At 69.9% G+C, this 17430-nt stretch carries 17 protein-coding genes and 1 pseudogene; 13 read left to right on the top strand and 5 right to left on the bottom strand.

Annotated elements, in window-relative coordinates; all coding sequences use genetic code 11:
• Positions 1 to 45 precede the first annotated feature (45 nt).
• Complete coding sequence (locus tag ACRX5W_RS16695; protein ID WP_436788943.1) at positions 46 to 1497, bottom strand: aldehyde dehydrogenase; 1452 nt, start codon at positions 1495 to 1497, stop codon at positions 46 to 48.
• Positions 1498 to 1907: 410 nt separating this feature from the next.
• Between ACRX5W_RS16695 and ACRX5W_RS16690 the strand changes: the two genes are divergently transcribed.
• The 3 genes from ACRX5W_RS16690 to ACRX5W_RS16680 all read left to right on the top strand — a co-directional run bounded on the left by ACRX5W_RS16690 (position 1908) and on the right by ACRX5W_RS16680 (position 5022).
• On the top strand, positions 1908 to 3212 hold the full coding sequence (locus ACRX5W_RS16690) for an aromatic ring-hydroxylating oxygenase subunit alpha (protein WP_436788942.1): 1305 nt from the start codon (positions 1908 to 1910) through the stop codon (positions 3210 to 3212).
• Positions 3209 to 3550 carry a hypothetical protein gene (locus ACRX5W_RS16685; RefSeq protein WP_436788941.1) on the top strand — a complete coding sequence of 114 codons (342 nt, stop codon included), beginning with the start codon at positions 3209 to 3211 and terminating at the stop codon, positions 3548 to 3550. Before ACRX5W_RS16690 ends, ACRX5W_RS16685 begins: the two co-directional genes overlap by 4 nt.
• A 566-nt stretch (positions 3551 to 4116) precedes the next feature.
• On the top strand, positions 4117 to 5022 hold the full coding sequence (locus tag ACRX5W_RS16680; protein WP_436788940.1) for a PaaX family transcriptional regulator: 906 nt from the start codon (positions 4117 to 4119) through the stop codon (positions 5020 to 5022).
• Between the two features lie 335 nt (positions 5023 to 5357).
• Here the strand turns inward: ACRX5W_RS16680 and ACRX5W_RS16675 are convergent.
• Positions 5358 to 6887: pseudogene (locus tag ACRX5W_RS16675) on the bottom strand (MFS transporter); the annotation flags it as partial.
• 179 nt (positions 6888 to 7066) lie between these two features.
• On the opposite strand from ACRX5W_RS16675, the gene ACRX5W_RS16670 reads away from it, so the two are divergent.
• From ACRX5W_RS16670 to ACRX5W_RS16655, 4 genes are all read left to right on the top strand, one after another.
• A complete protein-coding gene (locus tag ACRX5W_RS16670; protein WP_436788939.1) occupies positions 7067 to 8005 on the top strand; it encodes an RNA polymerase sigma-70 factor in 939 nt (312 codons plus the stop codon).
• 210 nt (positions 8006 to 8215) lie between these two features.
• Positions 8216 to 9580 (top strand): hypothetical protein, encoded by a 1365-nt coding sequence (locus ACRX5W_RS16665; RefSeq protein ID WP_436788938.1) that lies wholly within the window; start codon positions 8216 to 8218, stop codon positions 9578 to 9580.
• A 60-nt stretch (positions 9581 to 9640) separates the two neighbouring features.
• Entirely contained in the window at positions 9641 to 10897 is a 1257-nt protein-coding gene (locus ACRX5W_RS16660) for an AAA family ATPase (RefSeq protein ID WP_436788937.1), read from the top strand.
• Positions 10894 to 12132 carry a vWA domain-containing protein gene (locus ACRX5W_RS16655; protein ID WP_436788936.1) on the top strand — a complete coding sequence of 413 codons (1239 nt, stop codon included), beginning with the start codon at positions 10894 to 10896 and terminating at the stop codon, positions 12130 to 12132. Before ACRX5W_RS16660 ends, ACRX5W_RS16655 begins: the two co-directional genes overlap by 4 nt.
• Before the next feature lie 158 nt (positions 12133 to 12290).
• Here ACRX5W_RS16655 and ACRX5W_RS16650 read toward each other — a convergent pair whose 3' ends face one another.
• Together ACRX5W_RS16650 and ACRX5W_RS16645 are read right to left on the bottom strand one after the other, a co-directional pair.
• Positions 12291 to 12602 (bottom strand): hypothetical protein, encoded by a 312-nt coding sequence (locus ACRX5W_RS16650; RefSeq protein ID WP_436788935.1) that lies wholly within the window; start codon positions 12600 to 12602, stop codon positions 12291 to 12293.
• Complete coding sequence (locus ACRX5W_RS16645; protein WP_436788934.1) at positions 12599 to 12760, bottom strand: hypothetical protein; 162 nt, start codon at positions 12758 to 12760, stop codon at positions 12599 to 12601. Before ACRX5W_RS16645 ends, ACRX5W_RS16650 begins: the two co-directional genes overlap by 4 nt.
• Positions 12761 to 12906: 146 nt before the next feature.
• On the opposite strand from ACRX5W_RS16645, the gene ACRX5W_RS16640 reads away from it, so the two are divergent.
• Positions 12907 to 13725, top strand: coding sequence for a helix-turn-helix domain-containing protein (locus ACRX5W_RS16640; protein WP_436789162.1), 819 nt, complete (start codon positions 12907 to 12909; stop codon positions 13723 to 13725).
• On the top strand, positions 13725 to 13916 hold the full coding sequence (locus ACRX5W_RS16635) for a DUF397 domain-containing protein (RefSeq protein ID WP_436788933.1): 192 nt from the start codon (positions 13725 to 13727) through the stop codon (positions 13914 to 13916). The genes ACRX5W_RS16640 and ACRX5W_RS16635 overlap by 1 nt, the downstream gene beginning before the upstream one ends.
• Before the next feature lie 191 nt (positions 13917 to 14107).
• Here the strand turns inward: ACRX5W_RS16635 and gap are convergent, their stop codons facing one another.
• Positions 14108 to 15112, bottom strand: a complete 1005-nt coding sequence (gene gap / locus ACRX5W_RS16630) for a type I glyceraldehyde-3-phosphate dehydrogenase (protein ID WP_436788932.1) — start codon at positions 15110 to 15112, stop codon at positions 14108 to 14110.
• 123 nt (positions 15113 to 15235) lie between these two features.
• On the opposite strand from gap, the gene ACRX5W_RS16625 reads away from it, so the two are divergent.
• From ACRX5W_RS16625 to ACRX5W_RS16610, 4 genes are all read left to right on the top strand, one after another.
• A complete protein-coding gene (locus tag ACRX5W_RS16625; protein ID WP_436788931.1) occupies positions 15236 to 15730 on the top strand; it encodes a MarR family winged helix-turn-helix transcriptional regulator in 495 nt (164 codons plus the stop codon).
• A gap of 254 nt (positions 15731 to 15984) precedes the next feature.
• Entirely contained in the window at positions 15985 to 16200 is a 216-nt protein-coding gene (locus tag ACRX5W_RS16620) for a DUF4287 domain-containing protein (RefSeq protein ID WP_436788930.1), read from the top strand.
• 148 nt (positions 16201 to 16348) lie between these two features.
• The gene (locus ACRX5W_RS16615; protein WP_436788929.1) at positions 16349 to 16756 is read left to right on the top strand and encodes a YciI family protein; all 408 of its coding nucleotides are present in this window, start codon (positions 16349 to 16351) and stop codon (positions 16754 to 16756) included.
• On the top strand, positions 16753 to 17430 hold a 678-nt coding region (locus ACRX5W_RS16610; RefSeq protein ID WP_436788928.1), incomplete at its 3' end, for a DUF6596 domain-containing protein. The genes ACRX5W_RS16615 and ACRX5W_RS16610, both read left to right, overlap by 4 nt.

Genomic DNA, 17430 nt, shown 5'->3' with positions numbered 1-17430 from the left:
CCCCCCCCCCCCCCCCCCCCCCCCCCCCCCCCCCCGAGCCGCTGCCTATGCGGACGGGGCGACCGAGATCGACTTGACGTTGGTGTAACCGTCGAGGCCCTCGGGGCCGAGTTCGCGGCCGTAACCGCTGGACTTGACGCCGCCGAAGGGGGCGGCGGGGTCCATCGAATAGCCCTGATTGACGCCGAAGGTGCCGGTGCGGACCCGGGCGGCGATGTCGAGGCCGTGTGCGGTGTCGGCGGTGAAGACCGAGCCGGCGAGGCCGTAGGGGGAGTCGTTGGCGATGCGGACCGCCTCGTCCTCGTCGGCGTAGGGGATCACCACGATGACCGGGCCGAAGATCTCCTCCTGCGCGATCGTCATCGAGTTGTCCACGCCGGTGAACAGCGTGGGACGCACGTACCACCCGCGGTCGATGCCCTCGGGCAGTTCCGTGCCGCCGACGACGAGCTTGGCGCCCTCGCTCACACCCTTGTCGATGTACTGCCGCACCCGCAGCTGCTGGCGCTGGGCGACAAGCGGCCCCATCTCCGTGGTGGGGTCGGCCGGGTCGCCGACCTTGATGGCCGACATCGCCGCGCCGAGCGCGTCGGCGTAGTCGTCGGCGCGGTCCGCCGGAACGACCACGCGGGTCAGCGAGTTGCAGATCTGCCACGCCATGCCCACACCCGACATGCGGACCGCACTCGCGACGGCGGCCGGGTCGGCGTCCGCGAGCGCGATCGCCGCGGACTTCCCGCCGAGTTCGAGGCTGACCTTGGTGAGGTTGGCCGCGGCAGCCGCCGCGACCTGCTTGCCGGCGGCCGACGATCCGGTGAAGGAGACCTTGTCGACGCCGGGGTGGGCGACGAGGTACGCGCTGACGTCCCGGTCGGCGGGTACGACGTTGACCACGCCGGGCGGGAGACCGGCCTTGTCCACCACGTCGGCGAAGGCCATCGCGTCGAGCGAGGACTCCGGCGCCGGCTTCAACACCACCGTGCAGCCGGCGAGCAGCGCCGGGATGACCTTGGTCACGGTGAGGAACAGCGGCATGTTCCACGGGATCACCGCGGCCACCACACCGACCGGCTCACGACGCACGCGGATGTCGAGGCCGTAGCGTCCCGGCCGGGTCTCCTGCCACGGGTAGTCGGCGGCGAGGTCGGCGAAGGCGCCCATCAGCGACCACGGCAAGCCGACCTGCGCGAGCTTGGCGAACGAGATGGGCGCGCCCAGCTCGGCGCTGATGAGCTTGGCGAGGTCTTTGCGCTGCTCGCCGAAGGCCTCGGCGAGCCTGCGTATCGCGGCCACGCGCTCGGCGGGGTCGAGACGCGGCCAGGGGCCCTCGTCGAAGGCCTGCCGGGCGGCGGCGACGGCCCGGTCGACGTCCGCCGTGCCGGCGGCGGCGACCTTGGCAAGGGGTTCTTCGGTGAAGGGGGAGACCACCTCGATGCGGAGGTCGGTGCTCGGGGTCACTCGTTCCCCACCGATGTAAAGGTGCTCGCGGTCCTGCATGCCACTCCCGGTGTCGTACATCCGTATGGGTCGTCGCTGATCGACGTACACGTTCATCTCACATCCGCGGCGCGGCGGTCGAGTGGGGGTCGGCAACGAGTGGGGCAGACCACTGTGCTTCCGCCGTTTTCGCCCCTTCCGGGGCCGGGGGACCGGATGCCCACCGAGCCGACGGCAGCGACCCGTAGACGGCCCACCCAGAAGGGCTGCATGCTTTTCCTGAGGCGATCGATATCTGTCCAATATATGGCCGTGCCGCGGATCCGGGCGAGACCTCGGCGCGAGGACGATCACTCCGGCTACCGCTGCGGGTGAGACGCGCGAGCGGCAGACTTGATACACGACACATATCTTGCAACCACGAAACAATCTGGCTAGCATTTCATCGTGATGAGGAGAGGACACACACGATGACGCAGATACAGGAACGCCTGGCCACCGGCCGAGGCAAGTGGACGCCGGAGTTCCCCGAACTCGGCACCGAGCCGGTCAGCTACGACGACTGCACCTCGCCCGAGTTCTTCAAGAGGGAGCGCGAGGCGGTCTTCAGGCAGGCCTGGCTGTACGTCGGTCGCTCCGAGCAACTGCCGCGCAAGGGCTCGTACTTCACCCGCGAGCTGCCCGGCAAGTTGGCGTCGATCGTGATCACCCGGGGCCTCGACGGCAAGCCCAACGCGTTCCACAACGTGTGTGCGCACCGCGGCAACAAGGTCGTCTGGCAGGAGCACCCGCAGGACGAGAGCTCGGGCTTCTGCCGCGAGTTCCACTGCAAGTACCACGGGTGGCGCTACGGCCTCGAAGGCAAGGTCTCCCACGTCACCAACGAGGGCGAGTTCTTCGACCTGCCCAAGGAGACCCTGCGCATGCCGAAGCTGGCGTGCGAGGAGTTCGCCGGCTTCATCTTCGTGAGCCTGGCCGAGAACCCGCCGCCGCTGCGGGAGTTCCTCGGTGAGCGCATCTGCGAGCTGGAGCAGTACCCGTTCGACAAGCTGACGCAGCGCTACGGCTTCCGCGCCAAGATCAAGGGCAACTGGAAGCTCGCGGTGGACTCGGTCAGCGAGTGGTACCACCCGCCGTACGTGCACGCGCGCTTCCTCGACAAGGACATCTCGAAGGCGGAGAAGCTGGTTCCGCCGATCGACTCGTACCACTACGACCTGTTCTCGCCGCACATGCTCACCTCGGTGCCCGGCCCGCCGCAGCTGCCGGCGCGCAAGCCCGGTGAGCTCGGCCCCGCGGTCAACGACCAGAAGTGGGTCTACCGTCTCTTCCGCGCCGGCCTGTTCGGCCCGGACGACACCCCGTCGGACATCGGCCCGCTGCCCGAGTTCCTCAACCCGGGCGAGATCAAGTCCTGGAGCAACGACCAGTACTGGCTGTTCCCGAACCTGTACGTGCAGATCTGGGGCCGCGGGTTCTACATCACGTACCAGTACTGGCCCGAGACCGTGAACTCGCACATCTACGACATCGACATCTACTTCGTGCCGCCGAAGAACGCGCAGGAGCGTCTGGCGCAGGAGCTGATCGTCGACAGCACCATCGAGTTCGCGATGCAGGACGTGAACACGATCGAGGCCACGCAGTCCGGCCTGGAGACCGGCGCCACGCGCCAGTTCCACCTGAGCGACCAGGAACTGCTCATCCGCGCGTTCCACAAGACCAACCGGGACGCCATCGCGGCGTACGAAGCCGAGAAGGGTGAGACCAAGTGACCGCCGAAACCCCTCTGCTCCCGAGCCAGTTCGCCGAGCTGGAGAAGTACGTCGCGGTGTGGGCGCTGCCGACCCGGCAGGAGCGGTACGACGTGCGCCTGTCGAAGTCGATGGACGAACTCGACGCGTACTACCAGGCGGTCGCCCCGCGCGCCGAGGAAGCGATCGAATACCTCAACGGGTTCGACATCGAGGATCTCCCCGAGCCGGAGCTCAACCTGCTTCGCCTGCTCTACTCGCTGATCCTCGTCTCGTACGCGGTCAACGTCTTCCAGCAGCCGAGCATCCCCGACTCCGGGGCGGCGTTCTTCGAGATGGTCGCCGAACCGGCCTTCTGACGCCCACCGAACCCGTCCCCGGCTGACCCGGCCCCAGGCCGGCTCGGTCCGGGGCGGGAGCACCCGACGGTGTCCCTCCGCACCCCTTCTCAAGCCGCGAACGGTGCCCGGATCACCCGCCGCACAGGCGAGAGCGGGGGAGGGGGACAGTCGGAACGCGGCGGCCGGACTCATCGGCCGCCGCGTTCCCGCCGCACGCGGGCTGTGCCGCCCGACAGGGTCGACGCCTGTCCGAAGTGACTTATCTCCCCACTTCGGCAAGCCGGGCGGCACGGCCGCGCGTGCCCGAGTATGGCCAAGAACCTCGACGCCGCGCGAGTCGGACAAGCTCGTTGTGGCCAGGGCAACACGCCCGCGTGAGAAGGCGGGCGCCACATCTGCGGAACACCGGCCGACAAGCCTGCGCCACCTGCGCTCGACCGGCCGCGCACAAGCCCGCGCAGCCGCGAAGAAGCTGCGCGACATCGTGTAGCCGTCGTCCGACCCCGGGGTGTCGCCGCGACGCGCACGAGGCCACGAAGGAGGCGACACGCAGTGTCCGGCCGTACGGCGATACGCTCACGCCGATGACCACGCCAACGCTCGCCGACGTCGACCTGCCGCGCGCCCAAGTCGGTGCGAACCCGCAGATCCTCATCCACGGCCTGTTCACCGACTACTGGTTCCGGACCGACCAGCCGATGCCGTCCGCCGCGCTGGTCAGCCTGCTCGGCGACTTCGGCATCACACCGGTCAGCGCCCGCGCGGCCATCGGACGCCTCGCACGCCGAGGGGTGCTGGAGCCGTCGAAGAAAGGGCGCCGGACCTTCTACCGCATGAAGCCGGCGGCCTTCCGCGCCCTGGAGCAGTCCCAGCACCGCATGATGGAGTTCGGCGCCGAGCGCCCCTGGGACGGCCTGTGGACGACGGTGATTTTCTCGCTCACCGACGAACAGCGCGACCAGCGGTACTCCATCCGCCGCCGCCTGCAATTCCTCGGGTACGCCGCGGTCCACGACGGCGTGTGGATGTCACCGCACGCCGATCACGGGCAGACGGTGGAGCTGCTGGAGAACATCGGCGTGCGCAACGCCACCGTGTTGCGCTCGACACTCACCTACGCCCGCGGCGACGGTGACCCGCTCAATGCCTGGGACCTCGACGTCATCCGCACGGCGTACGACGAATTCATCGCCGGATCAACCGAGTTGCTCGACCGCGTCACCAGCGGCCAGGTCGGCTCCTCCGAGGCGCTGGTCGTGCGTACGAGCATCAAGGACGCGTGGCGCGAGATGGTCAGCATCGACCCTGAACTGCCTGCGAACCTGCTGCCCGACGAATGGCCCGCCCACCGCGCGCGAGCCATCTTCGCCCAGATCTACGACGCCCTCGGCCCCCTCGCCGAGGTACGCGTCCGCCAGTTGATCGCGGCCCACGACCCCGAACTGGCCGCCGAGGCCTCCCACCGCACGACTACGCACACCCCGTCGTGACGGCGGTCACCGAGAGGCGAGCGCCGCGAAACGGGGACCGTCAGACGGGGACCGGTCAGACGGGGACCGGGAAACGGGGACCGGGACACGGGGGACCGAGAAACGGGTCGGGGAAGGGCGTGCCAACCGGTGGCATCGTCCTTCCCCGGATGAGCTCGACCTGCTCGGGGAGTTCCGCGCCGACTCGGACTCCCGCGAGCGGTTCCGGCACGCCGGGGAACGCGTGCCAGGTGGCATCGTCCTTCCCCGACCCGTTCGCGCTGTCACCTCGGCGGCTTCGCGGGCATGGTCATCGGCTCGGTGTGGCATCGTCCTTCCCCGACCCGTTCGCGTTGTCACATGTGTGCCACCAGCGGCTCCGAACTCCCCGTGTTCCCGGCGTCCTTGGTCCGCACGGCGCCGGTCTGCCGCACCGGGCGCGGGGTGTTCATCAGCACGGCGACCAGCAGCGCGCCGACGAGGATGATTCCCGAGGCCCACGCCCCGGCCGTCTTGAAGCCTTCCACCGCCGCGTCCCTGGCGACGCCCGGGCCCGTGCCGTGTGAGCGCAGGTAGTCCATGGTCGCGCTGGTGGCGATCGTGTTGAGCAGCGCGGTGCCGATCGAGGCGCCGATCTGCTGCGCGGTGTTGATCCCGGCCGAGGCCACGCCCGAGTCGTCCGCGTCGACGCCGTGGGTGGCGTAGTTCAGGGCCACGGGCATGATCAGGCCCGCCCCGAAGCCGAACAGCAGTTGGGTGACCAACACGCCGCCGGCGTACCCCGTGTCGGACTCCAGGGTGAGCATCCACAGCATGCCGACGGAGCTGATGAGCATGCCGGGCACGATCATCGCCCTCGGCGGGAGCTTGGGCAGCAGTCGGGCGCTGAGGCCGCCCGCCGACACCAGGACGGCCAGGACCATCGGCAAGAAGGCCGCCCCCGTCTTGACCGGCGAGTAGTTTTTGACGACCTGCATGTAGTAAGTCATGAAGAGGAACGCCGCGAACATCCCGATGACGGACAGGCCCACGGCCAGGTACGCCCCTCCGCGCGTCCGGTCGGCGACCACGCGCAGCGGCAGCAGCGGCTGCCGGACCCGGCGCTCGACGAACGCGAACGCGGTGAGCAGCACCACGCCGGTCGTCAGCAGACCGATGATCTTCGCCGAGCCCCAGCCGTCGGACTCGGCCCGGCCGGCGGCGTACACGATCGCGACCAGGCCGCCGGTCACCAGAAGCACACCGGGGACGTCGAACCGCGCCCTGCCGGTGTGCCGCGACTCGACGAGGACCGCGTACCCGCCGACTGCCGCGATCAGGGCGATCGGGATGTTGACGTACAGGCACCAGCGCCAGTCCAGGTACTCGGTCAGCACCCCGCCGGCCAGCAGCCCTATCGCACCGCCCGTCGCGCTGATGGCACCCCAGATCCCGAACGCCTTGGCGCGCTCCTTCGGTTCGGTGAACATCACCGTCAGCAGCGACAGCGCGGACGGACCGAGCAGCGCACCGAACGCGCCCTGCGACGCACGGGCGACCAGCAGCATCTCGAAGTTGGGCGCCGCGCCGCCGAGCGCGGACGCGGCGGTGAAGCCGAGCAGCGCGATCAGGAACGTGCGCTTGCGGCCGGTGTAGTCGGCGATCCGGCCGCCGAGCAACAGCAGGCTGCCGAACGCCAGCGTGTACGCGGTGATGATCCACTGCCGGTCGCCGTCCGAGATCTCCAGGTCCTGTTGGAGCGACGGGAGCGCGATGTTCACGATGGTGGCATCCAGAACGATCATGATCTGGGCCAGCCCGATGAACACCAGCGCGGCCCACCGGCGCGACGCGATCGCCGCGGCCTCCGCCTGCGTGGTTGCCATGAGTTCGTCCTCACTCGTGGTGCGTGAACTGCCGCGCGGATTGTTCGCGCGGCGTCCTGACGAGCACCAGACGCGGGCCGTTCGGTGCTTGTGACAGTGCGGCCCGTGTGACGAGCGCCACCACGGACGGGTGTCACAAGGCGGCGGACGGCGGCGTCTTGTGCGTGCGACACCATCGAGCGAACAGGCGGGAGCACGGGATGAGCGAGCGCAGCGAACCGGCGACGGAGACAACCGGGGCGCCGGTCGCCGAGGCCGGCATGGACTCGGCGACCAAGGCGTTCGTCGCGCACCGCAACCTGCTGTTCACGGTCGCCTACGAAATGCTCGGCTCCGCGGCCGACGCCGAAGACGTCCTCCAGGAGACGTGGCTGCGCTGGGTGGGCGTCGACCTCGACACCGTGCGGGACCACCGTGCCTACCTGGTGCGCATCGCCACGCGGCAGGCACTGGACCGCATGCGCGCGATCGGGCGGCGCAAGGAGTCGTACGTGGGGCCGTGGCTGCCCGAGCCGCTGCTGACCGCCCCCGACGTTGCCGAGGACGTCGAACTCGCCGACAGCGTCTCGATGGCGATGCTGCTGGTGATGGAGACCCTCGCGCCGACCGAGCGGGCGGTGTTCGTGCTGCGCGAGGTTTTCGACCTGGCGTACGACGAGATCGCGCAAGCCGTCGACAAGAGTCCCGCCGCGGTCCGCCAGATCGCCCACCGGGCACGGGCCCACGTCGCCGCGCGCCGACCGCGCGACGTGGTCTCCCCGGCCGAGACCCGGGACGCGATGCGGGCCTTCCAGCGGGCCATCGAGACCGGCGACCTCCAGGATCTGGTCGACGTGCTCGCGCCGGACGTCGTCCTGCTGAGCGACGGCGGCGGCGTCAAGAAGGCCGTGCTGCGCCCCATCGTGGGAGCCGACAAGATCACCCGCCTGCTCGCCGGCGGCCGTACCAAGTTCACCGTCGAGGTGTCGGCCGAGCCGGTCCAGGTCAACGGCTGCCCCGGGCTCATCGTGCGGTTCGACGGCCAACTCGACTGCGTCGTGGCGATGCGCGTCGACAACGGTCTGATCACCGGGCTCTACCTCGTGCGCAACCCGGAGAAGCTGTCGCGGGTCGGGCGGGAGACCGTGTTGAGCCGCTGAGCCGCCACGTCGACGCCACCGCAGGCGATCGCCGGGCCCGGCGCACACATACGTCGGGGCCGACCTCGCAACTCCCCTCGTGGCACGGCCACTTCGTGCGCGTGTGGGGACGCGCCTGGCGGTTGTCGGTGCCCGGGCGCTAGGATCGCTCGCGATGACGACTCAATCTCCTGTCAGATTGGGGGTCCCGTCCGCGCAAGGTGAGTGCTGATGCTCACTCAGGCCGCGTACGGGGACTCCCGTTTCTCCTTCTGGCCGCGCGTGCGTGAATTCGCCGTGCCGCCCTCCATGATCGAAGCCGCGACCGCCCGCCGCCGTGTCGGGGACTGGGCAGGCGCCTGCGCCGCAACGGGCTTCGACGTCGACCTCAGTCTGCGTGTTCTGGCACGCACCCACGGCCGCGAACTCGCGGGCCTCGTACGGGCCGACCTCCGCCACCTCGCGCCGGATCTCCTGCGCTGGCACATGCCGAGGATCGCCCCCGACGGGCTGCTGCGCCCCGGACTGACCATCGCCCTTGCGCGGTACGGCACTTCGGAACACCGAAGGCCTGTCCACCTTGTGGTCCGGACCGTTCCGGCGTGGGCCGACGCCGGGCAGCGGATCAGCCTCACGCTGTGGGACGGATCCGACAGTGGTGCGGCCCGACACCCGCACCCGCGCCCCAACGCCCGCTTCCGCCTCGATCTCCACCGCCACCTGTGGGACACCCGCAGGGCCGATGAGTTGCGGGTGCGGTCCGGGGCGTCGCCGGGCTCGGACCCACCCCAACTGGAGTCTCCTGCACGGGAGTTGCTCGCCCTGGTGGAGGAGGTGCAGCGCTGCGCCGTCGACCGGTGGACAGCCGAGGCGCAGATTCTGCTCGCCGCCGAGGGGCGGTCCGGCGCCGTCGCGGTGCGGCTCGGGGCACGGCACCGGCTGACCCTGGAGACGGACGGGGGTGCCGCGCGCGTGCGCGTCGCGTCGTACAAGGAACGCGGGCCCGCTCTGCCTGTCCTGCCCGATGCGGCGACCTGGGAGCCGCCTGATCTGGAACTGCTGCGCACCGGCGCGATCGACCCCGACCGGCTCCACCCGCTCGTCGCCTCGGCACTCGTGCCGGGTCATGCGCCGACGCCGCCGACTCGTCCCGAGCCGGGACACACCCGCCTCGTGGACTGCCGGGGAGCCCGGCACCGGATCGGCCTGATCGACGGGATCCTCGTGCCGCTCGACCACGACCCGGACGAAATCCGCCGCGAGGAACTGCTCGTCGCCCTCACCGGAACACCGCTGCCTTGCCTCCAGGTCATCGACCAGGCGCACCGGCGTCCGGACTGCCTCGACGGCATCCGCGAACGCCTGGCCCACGGCGACACCGCCGGCGCACTGGCCGTCGTCGAAGACCTGCTCGGCCCCGAAGCGGTGCTGCGCACCGGCCCACTGCGGGACGCCTTGGAGACGGCGGCGCGGCAGCGCGTCACGTACGGGCTGTACCGCGCCGGGCTGGCCGGACGCGCACCCGACCGCCTCCCACCGAAGAACACCAACGTCCACAGTCGGCGCTCGCGCACACGCCACGCCGCCTGCCGCTGAACCGACTTGCCTTCGCGCAGCCGCTTCGGCCGCGCCCCGAACCCCTCAAGGTGATCACGCATGCCCACGTACGCCCCTTTCGCCGCCGACGACTTGGCCACCGAGTTCGCCGCCACCCCGCCGGAGCCCTCGCAACTCGACGTTGCAGCAACGCTGTTGACGCTGCTGCGCGACACCACCACCGAACCGCGCCCCGACATGCAACTGGAGGCGCTGACCCTCGCCGTGGCCGCCGACCTGCCGGTGCTCCTGTGGGGTGAGCCGGGGATCGGCAAAACCGCCGCACTCACCCAACTCGCCGACTCCCTGGACCTTCCGCTGACCACCGTCATCGCGAGCGTGCACGAGCCCTCCGACTTCTCCGGCCTGCCCGTCGTCGGCGACGACCCCGCCGAACAGGGCATCCCCATGGCCCCGCCCGACTGGGCCGTACGCCTTGTGCGCGCGGGCCGAGGGCTGCTCTTCCTGGACGAACTGTCCACCGCGCCACCGGCGGTGCAGGCCGCGCTGCTGCGCCTCGTCCTGGAGCGACGCATCGGCGCTCTCCAACTCCCGCCCGAGGTGAGGATCGTGGCCGCCGCCAACCCGCGCTCGTCGGCGGCCGACGGCTGGGAACTGAGCCCGCCGCTGGCGAACCGCTTCGTCCACCTCCAGTGGGTGCACGACCCCGACGTGGTGGTGCGCGGCCTCGGAGGGACCTGGCCCCGAGCGGAACTCCCCCGACTCGACCCCGCCGCGCTGCCGCATGCCGTGGCCTTCGCACGCCGCGCGGTGTGCGGCCTCCTCACCGCGCGGCCCACTCTCGTACACCGGCTGCCCGGCACCGAGACACGCCGGGGCGGGCCGTGGCCGTCCCCGCGGAGTTGGGAGATGGCCATGCGCCTGGTCGCGTTCGCGACCGCCGCCGGCTCCTCACGCGACGTCCTGTCGATGCTGGTCAGGGGCACCATCGGCGACGGGCCGGGGCTCGAACTGCTCGCGAGCATCGACCGGATGGACCTCCCGGACCCCGAGACACTGCTCGCCGACCCGGAAAGCGCCGAACTGCCCGAACGCGGCGACCTGCGGCAGGCCGTACTCGACGGCGTCGTGGACGCGGTCCGCAAGCGCCCCGAGAAGACCCGCTGGGACGCGGCGTGGCGGCTGCTGGTGAGGGCGGTGGAGACCGGCGCGCCGGACCTGGTCGTAGTACCGGCGACCACGCTCGCGTCGCTGCGCCAGGAGGACTGGGAGGTTCCCGCGTCGATCGAGGCGCTGTCGGGCGTGGTCACCTTGTCACGGCGTGCGGACGCCGCGCGCGCGAAGGCGGGCCGATGACCACGGAAGCACCGGAGTCGTCCCTCGACTTCGACAAACTCTTCGCCGCCCGGCTCCACGCCGCGCGGGCCCGCCCCTATCTGGCCACCGCGCTGTTCGCCCTGCACGTGGTCGAGTCGCGGCACGTGCCGACAATGGGCGTCGACCGGCACTGGCGGTGTTACGTCTCGCCGGGCTTCGTCGCCCGTACGCCGCTGGAGGAACTGGCCGGCGTATGGGTCCACGAGGTGTCGCACCTGCTGCGCGACCACCACGGCCGCAGCGACCGCTACGCACGCCGACACGAACTGACGGGCGCTGCCGAGCGGTTGCGCATGAACATCGCCGCCGACTGCGAAATCAACGACGACATCTACGGCGACGGTCTCGCCCGTCCGCGAGGCATCGTCGACCCCGCGAAGCTGGCACTGCGAAGCGGCGAACTCATGGAGGACTACCTCCGCCAATTCGGCCTCGGCCCGCGTACGGAGATCTACGCCTGGCTGGAATGCGGCAGCGGTGCCGACGGACTCGACCGGGACTGGGAGCTGGGCCCGGACGGAGCCCACGGCCTCAGCCCGCAGGAACGCGACGCCGTCCGGTTCCGGGTCGCGGAGGGCATCAAAGGCATGCCCGGGGACACCCCGGCCGGCTGGCAGCGCTGGGCCGACGAGGCATTCCACCCGCCGCAGCCGTGGCGGGAGTTGCTGGGCGCTGCGATCCGCTCGGCGGCCTCGGGCGCCGGCGCGGGCGACGACTACACGTACGGCCGACCGTCGCGGCGCTCGGCGTCCGTCCCCGGGGCCGTCCTGCCGAGCCTGCGTCGCACCCCGCCCCGCGTCTCCGTCGTCATCGACACCTCCGGCTCCGTCAGCGACACGGAACTGGGCAGTGCGCTCCTGGAAGTCGCCGCGATCGCCCGCGCGGTGGGCGGCCGTCGGGACCTGGTGACGGTACTGTCCTGCGACGCCGCAGCCCAGTCGGTCCACTCCCTGTGCCGCGCCGAAGGGATCCCCCTCGTCGGCGGGGGAGGGACCGACCTGCGCGAAGGTTTCGCGCAAGCTCTCCGCGCCCGACCCCGTCCCGACGTCATCGTGGTCCTCACCGACGGCCAAACCCCATGGCCCACGACGCAACCCGCCGCCCGAACCGTGATCGGCCTCTTCCCCCGCCCATCGAGGCGTGTCAACGAACGCAATCCCGACTACGCTCCCGACCTGCCCCCGCAGTGGGCCCGTGTCGTCGAGATCGGCTAGCGACCGTGATGCTGCCTTGCACGCTGGGCGAACGCGCTCGATGATCCAGGCGACACGATGAGCTCCGCGATCAGCACGTCGTCGTCCGGCATCTTCGATGCAGGCCTGCGTGCGGAGGACCATGCGGGCGGAGGGTACGGGGTGGCGTACGGTCGCCCTCACAGGTCACGCAGGCCGGAGAGAACGCGGGTCAGAACTCCCGTGTCGGCGCCGGTGTGCGGGTGTTCGTGGAGGCGTCGGGCTTCGGCCAACGCGGCGGCGCTGATGTTGTCTCGGATGGCCAGCGCGAGAAGGGCGGCCTCCACGGGGGATGTTCGTAGTGACAGGGGACCGTCCAGGTAGTACCCGCCCGGTTGTTCGATCGCCGCGCGTGGGAAGCGGATCTCCAGCGAGCGATGCGGGCAGGGGAGGCGGCCCAGCGCCTCCGGTGTCAGCTGGATCACGGTGACGCGGGCCGACATCCCGTTCAACTCGCGCCTCCCTCTTGGCACTTCGGGCACAGGCAGGCCGGCCAGACCAGCGGTGTGGAGGGCAGGGAGAAGGGGTCGCGCGGGCGCGCGACAAGGAGTTGGTTCTCGCTGTCGGACACCGGACCGTCGGCATCCGCTCGGTACGTCCTGATCGTCATCCGACTCTCCCGCCGTCGTTCGTGTCCCACGGCATCACTCATCCCGACCTCCGTGTGTAGTCAAACCACTACCCAGCGAACACATTTCGGCGTACTGTGGGAACGGATCGACATTCAACAGTTGAATCTGACGGATGGGCGTGGCGATGCCTGCACCAAAGGATCTGGACCCTGAGGCTTCGATGTGGGATCTTTTTGGCGCTTACGTGCGACATCTCCGCACACTCGCCGGGATGACACAAAACCAGATGGGGAGCGCTCTCCATTCAACAGGGTCTTTTGTTGGACAGATTGAAACTGCTGAACGGAAGCCGAGTCCCGAGTTCGTCGCCGAGATTGACCGAACTCTTGGTGCAACCGGGTTGCTGGTTGCCACCGCGTTCCACGCGTACCGTCTTGCCGAGGAACAACCCGGCTGGTTTGAGACGTTCGCCGCTGCCGAACGACGAGCCAAACGCATCCGAACGTTCCAACCGCAGACGATTCCTGGCCTGCTGCAGTGCGAGCAGTACACGCGGTCACTTCTGCGCGCGGCCAGGCTTCCGGCGGTGACCGTAGATGCTTGGGTAGCGAAACGCCTTGCGCGAGCGCACTTGCTTACTGCGAAAGAGGCGCCTCAGTATTGGGCCGCCATCGATGAAGCTGCGCTGCTTCGCCTGAAGCAGGAGCCGGAGGTGGCCAAGGTGCAGCTTGAACACCTGCTTGAGATGGCGGAGTTGCCCAACGTGGTGGTGGAAGTGGTCCCGATCGACAGCGGCCTGCACCCATGCATGGATGGCTCGTTCGTCCTGCTTTCGATTCCGGCCCGTGGCGAGTGCGCCTACGCCGACGATATTTTCAAGGGCAAGTTGGTTACCCAAACCCATGCTGTCGCGGACGTGGAGCGCCGATACGATCTTCTCCGAGCCGAGGCCCTTTCGCCGTCACGTTCCCAACGGCTGTTGCGAGACCTCTTGGAGAGCTGATGTACAACTCACCACCCCAGGCCCCCAGTTGGCGAAAGTCGAGCTACAGCGGCCAGGTCGCTCAGGAATGCGTCGAGGTCGCTTCGCTCGACAGTGTGATCGGCGCCCGCGACTCCAAAGACGCAGCGCGCGGCCACCTGACCGTCTCGCCCGCCGCGTGGACCGCCCTGACGGAGACCATCAAACGCTGATCAGCAACAGCCCGCAGCCCCGGCTGAGTTCGCGAACTTGACGGGGGCTGCGGGCACATCTGCGCCCAGTGCCTGACCCGACTGCGACAACTACCCCTGTTCCTCGCCCGACCGCTCGCCGCCGACCCGCACCCCGCCACGACGTCGGAACCTCGCCGACCGGAACCGGTTGAACAACAAACCGAGACCCGTCAGAGCGACGCGCCGATGAGCAGGGACAGGTCGATGAGGCGGTTGGCGTAGCCCCATTCGTTGTCGTACCAGCCGACCACCTTGACCTGGGGGCCTTGGACGCGCGTGAGTTCCGCGTCGAACACGCACGACGCAGGGTCTCCGGCGATGTCGGTGCTGACGATCGGCGCCTCGGTGTACGACAGCAGTCCCCGGTAGGGGCCCGCGGCGGCCGCCGCGTACGCCTCCTTGACTTCCGCCACGCTCGTCGGCCGGCTCGTCACGACCGTGAGGTCCGTCACCGAGCCGGTGGGCACCGGCACGCGCAGGGCGAATGCGTCCAGGCGGCCACGGAGTTCGGGCAGGACGAGGCCGATCGCCTTGGCCGCGCCGCTGGAGGTGGGCGTGATGTTGAGGGCCGCGGCGCGGGCGCGGCGCAGGTCGCCGTGCGGGGCGTCCATGAGGTTCTGGTCCTGGGTGTACGCGTGGACGGTCGTCATCATGCCCGAGTCGATGCCCACCGCCTCGTGCAGCACTTTGGCCAGTACGCCGAGGCAGTTGGTGGTGCAGGACGCGTTCGAGACGACGGTGTGGCGCTCCGGGTCGTAAGCGTCCTCGTTGACGCCCAGCACGACGGTGACGTCCTCCCCGGTGGCGGGGGCAGCGATGACGACTTTCTTCGCACCGCCGTCGACATGCGACCGGGCCTTGGCGGCGTCGGTGAACACTCCGGTGGACTCGATGACGATGTCCACGCCGAGGTCGCCCCAGGGGAGTGCGGCGGGGTCGCGCTCGGCGAGGACGGCGACGGCACGGCCGTCGACGTGGATCTTCCCCGGCTCGGCCGTGATCTCGCCCGGGAATCGGCCGAGTACCGAGTCGTAAGCCAGCAGGTGGGCCATCGCGGCCACGTCGCCGAGATCGTTGACCGCGACGATCTCAAGGTCCGCGCCACGTGCGACCGCGGCCCGGAAGACATTGCGGCCGATACGTCCGAAACCGTTGATTCCGATGCGAACTGTCATGGGGTGCGCCTCTCGTGGGATCTTCGTGTCACCGGGCACGCCGGCATGGCGGCGGCCGTCGCAACGGCCCCGCACAGGCAACAGCATAAGCAACTTAAATAAATCGCCGATACAATCATCGGCGTGGACCACACCCCGAATGCAGACCTCGACGTGGACGCCTTCACCGCCGCGATCGAGAACTTCAACCGCTTCTACATCCGGCTCCCGGCGCTGGAGCAGCTCCCGTTCACGACGCTGTCCGTCCTGGACACCCTCGCGTCCCGCGACACCCCCATGCGGCTCACCGAACTGACCCGGACCGAGCAGATCACCCAGCCCGCCATCACGCAGTTGGTCACCCGCCTGGAACGCGACGGGCTGGTCGAGCGGCGCCCCGATCCCACCGACGGGCGCGCCGTGCTCGTCCACATCACCGAGGCGGGACGCCGTGTCATGCACTCGCGCCGCGCGGACCGGGCCCGCCACCTCACCCCGCTCCTGGCGCGGCTCACCGCCGAGCAGCGTGCTGCGATCGCCGAAGCGCTGCCCGCACTCTCGCGCCTGGCCGAGCTCGGCCGAAGCGCGCCGCAGCCGACCGGCCGATCGGCCCGAGGCCCCGGACGCCGGCCACGATGAGCTCCGCGCGGATCGGCCGGCCGGGGGCACGCGGACCCGACAGCGTCCGGTGAACGCGTGGTGACCGCGTCCCGCCACCGTGGTCCCGTCCGATCGTTCTTCGATCTTCATGTGACGCAGCCCACGTCGAATGGCCGATGGTTTCGGTCGCCACCGCCGGTCATGTAAGCAACGACACCGGTCCCGCAGACGGACGTATGTGTGACGGTGGCGGGCAGTTTCAGAAGATCGCCGACAGACGGGACATCACCGACATGACTCAGACCGCCAAGGGCCCTGCCAGTTACTTCCCCTCGATCGAGAAGAAGTACGGTCGCCCGATCGCGGAGTGGAAGGACCTCATCCGCTCCTCACCCCTGACCAGGCACATGGAGCTCGTGAACTGGCTCAAGGCCGAGCACGGTCTCGGACACGGCCACGCCAACGCCTTGGTGGCACACACCCTCGCCGAGGCAAGCGGCAAGCAGTAGCCCGACGGGAGCGGGAGCGCGGTGTCTCGTCAGGCCCGTCCGCACGGGCAGCAAAAATTCTCGTGCGGGATGTCGAGAACCTGTGGGCGGCTCCGTCTCCGGTATGAACGCGGCCACAATGGGTCGCACGGCATCGAGGAGAACCATCATGGCGAAGTACCTGCTGCTGAAGCACTACCGCGGCGCGCCGGCTGCGGTGAACGACGTGCCGATGGACCGGTGGACGCCCGAGGAGATCTCGGACCACATCCGGTTCATGCAGGAGTTCGCGGACCGGCTGGAGCAGACCGGGGAGCTCGTCGACGCGCAGGCGCTCGCGCCCGAGGGGAAGTGGGTCCGGTACGACGGCGAGGGGCGGGCGCCGGTCACCGACGGCCCGTTCGCGGAGACCAAGGACCTCATCGCCGGGTGGATGGTCGTCGACGTCGACAGCGAGGAACGCGCGATCGAGTTGGCCGGGGAGCTGTCGGCCGCGCCGGGGGCCGGCGGGAAGCCGATCCACGAGTGGCTCGAAGTGCGTCCGTTCTTCGCCGCGCCGCCCACGGTGACCGAGTGAACGACGCACTGCTCCGGAAGCTCATCCCGGGTGTGATCGCGGTCCTCGTCCGCCGCGGAGCCGACTTCGCGGCGGCCGAGGACGCGGTGCAGGACGCATTGGTCGAGGCGGTCCGGGTCTGGCCGGAAGAGCAACCCCGGGATCCGAAGGGGTGGTTGGTCACCGTCGGCTGGCGCCGGTTCCTCGACGCGACGCGCTCGGACGTCGCCCGTCGCCGGCGCGAGGAGCGTGTCGACGAGGAGCCGGCTCCCGGGCCGACTCCCGCTGCGGACGACACGCTTCAGCTCTACTTCCTGTGCGCGCACCCGTCGCTGACGCCGTCGTCCGCCGTCGCGCTCACGTTGCGCGCCGTAGGCGGGCTGACCACCCGTCAGATCGCGCAGGCCTACCTGGTGCCCGAGGCGACAATGGCGCAGCGCATCAGCCGGGCCAAGCGCACGGTCTCCGGCGTACGGTTCGACCAGCCCGGCGACGTCGCCACCGTGCTGCGTGTCCTCTACCTGGTCTTCAACGAGGGCTATTCCGGCGACGTCGACCTCGCCGGCGAGGCGATCCGGCTCACCCGGCAGCTCGCCGCCGCGATCGACCACCCCGAGGTGGCGGGGCTGCTCGCCCTCATGCTGCTCCACCACGCTCGGCGCGCGGCACGGACCGCACCCGACGGCAGCCTGGTG

The organism is Yinghuangia sp. YIM S10712, from assembly GCF_051388935.1.
GTDB lineage: Bacteria > Actinomycetota > Actinomycetes > Streptomycetales > Streptomycetaceae > Yinghuangia.
The sequence above is the reverse complement of the archived record's forward strand: the minus strand, read 5'-3'. Positions and strand labels throughout refer to the sequence as shown.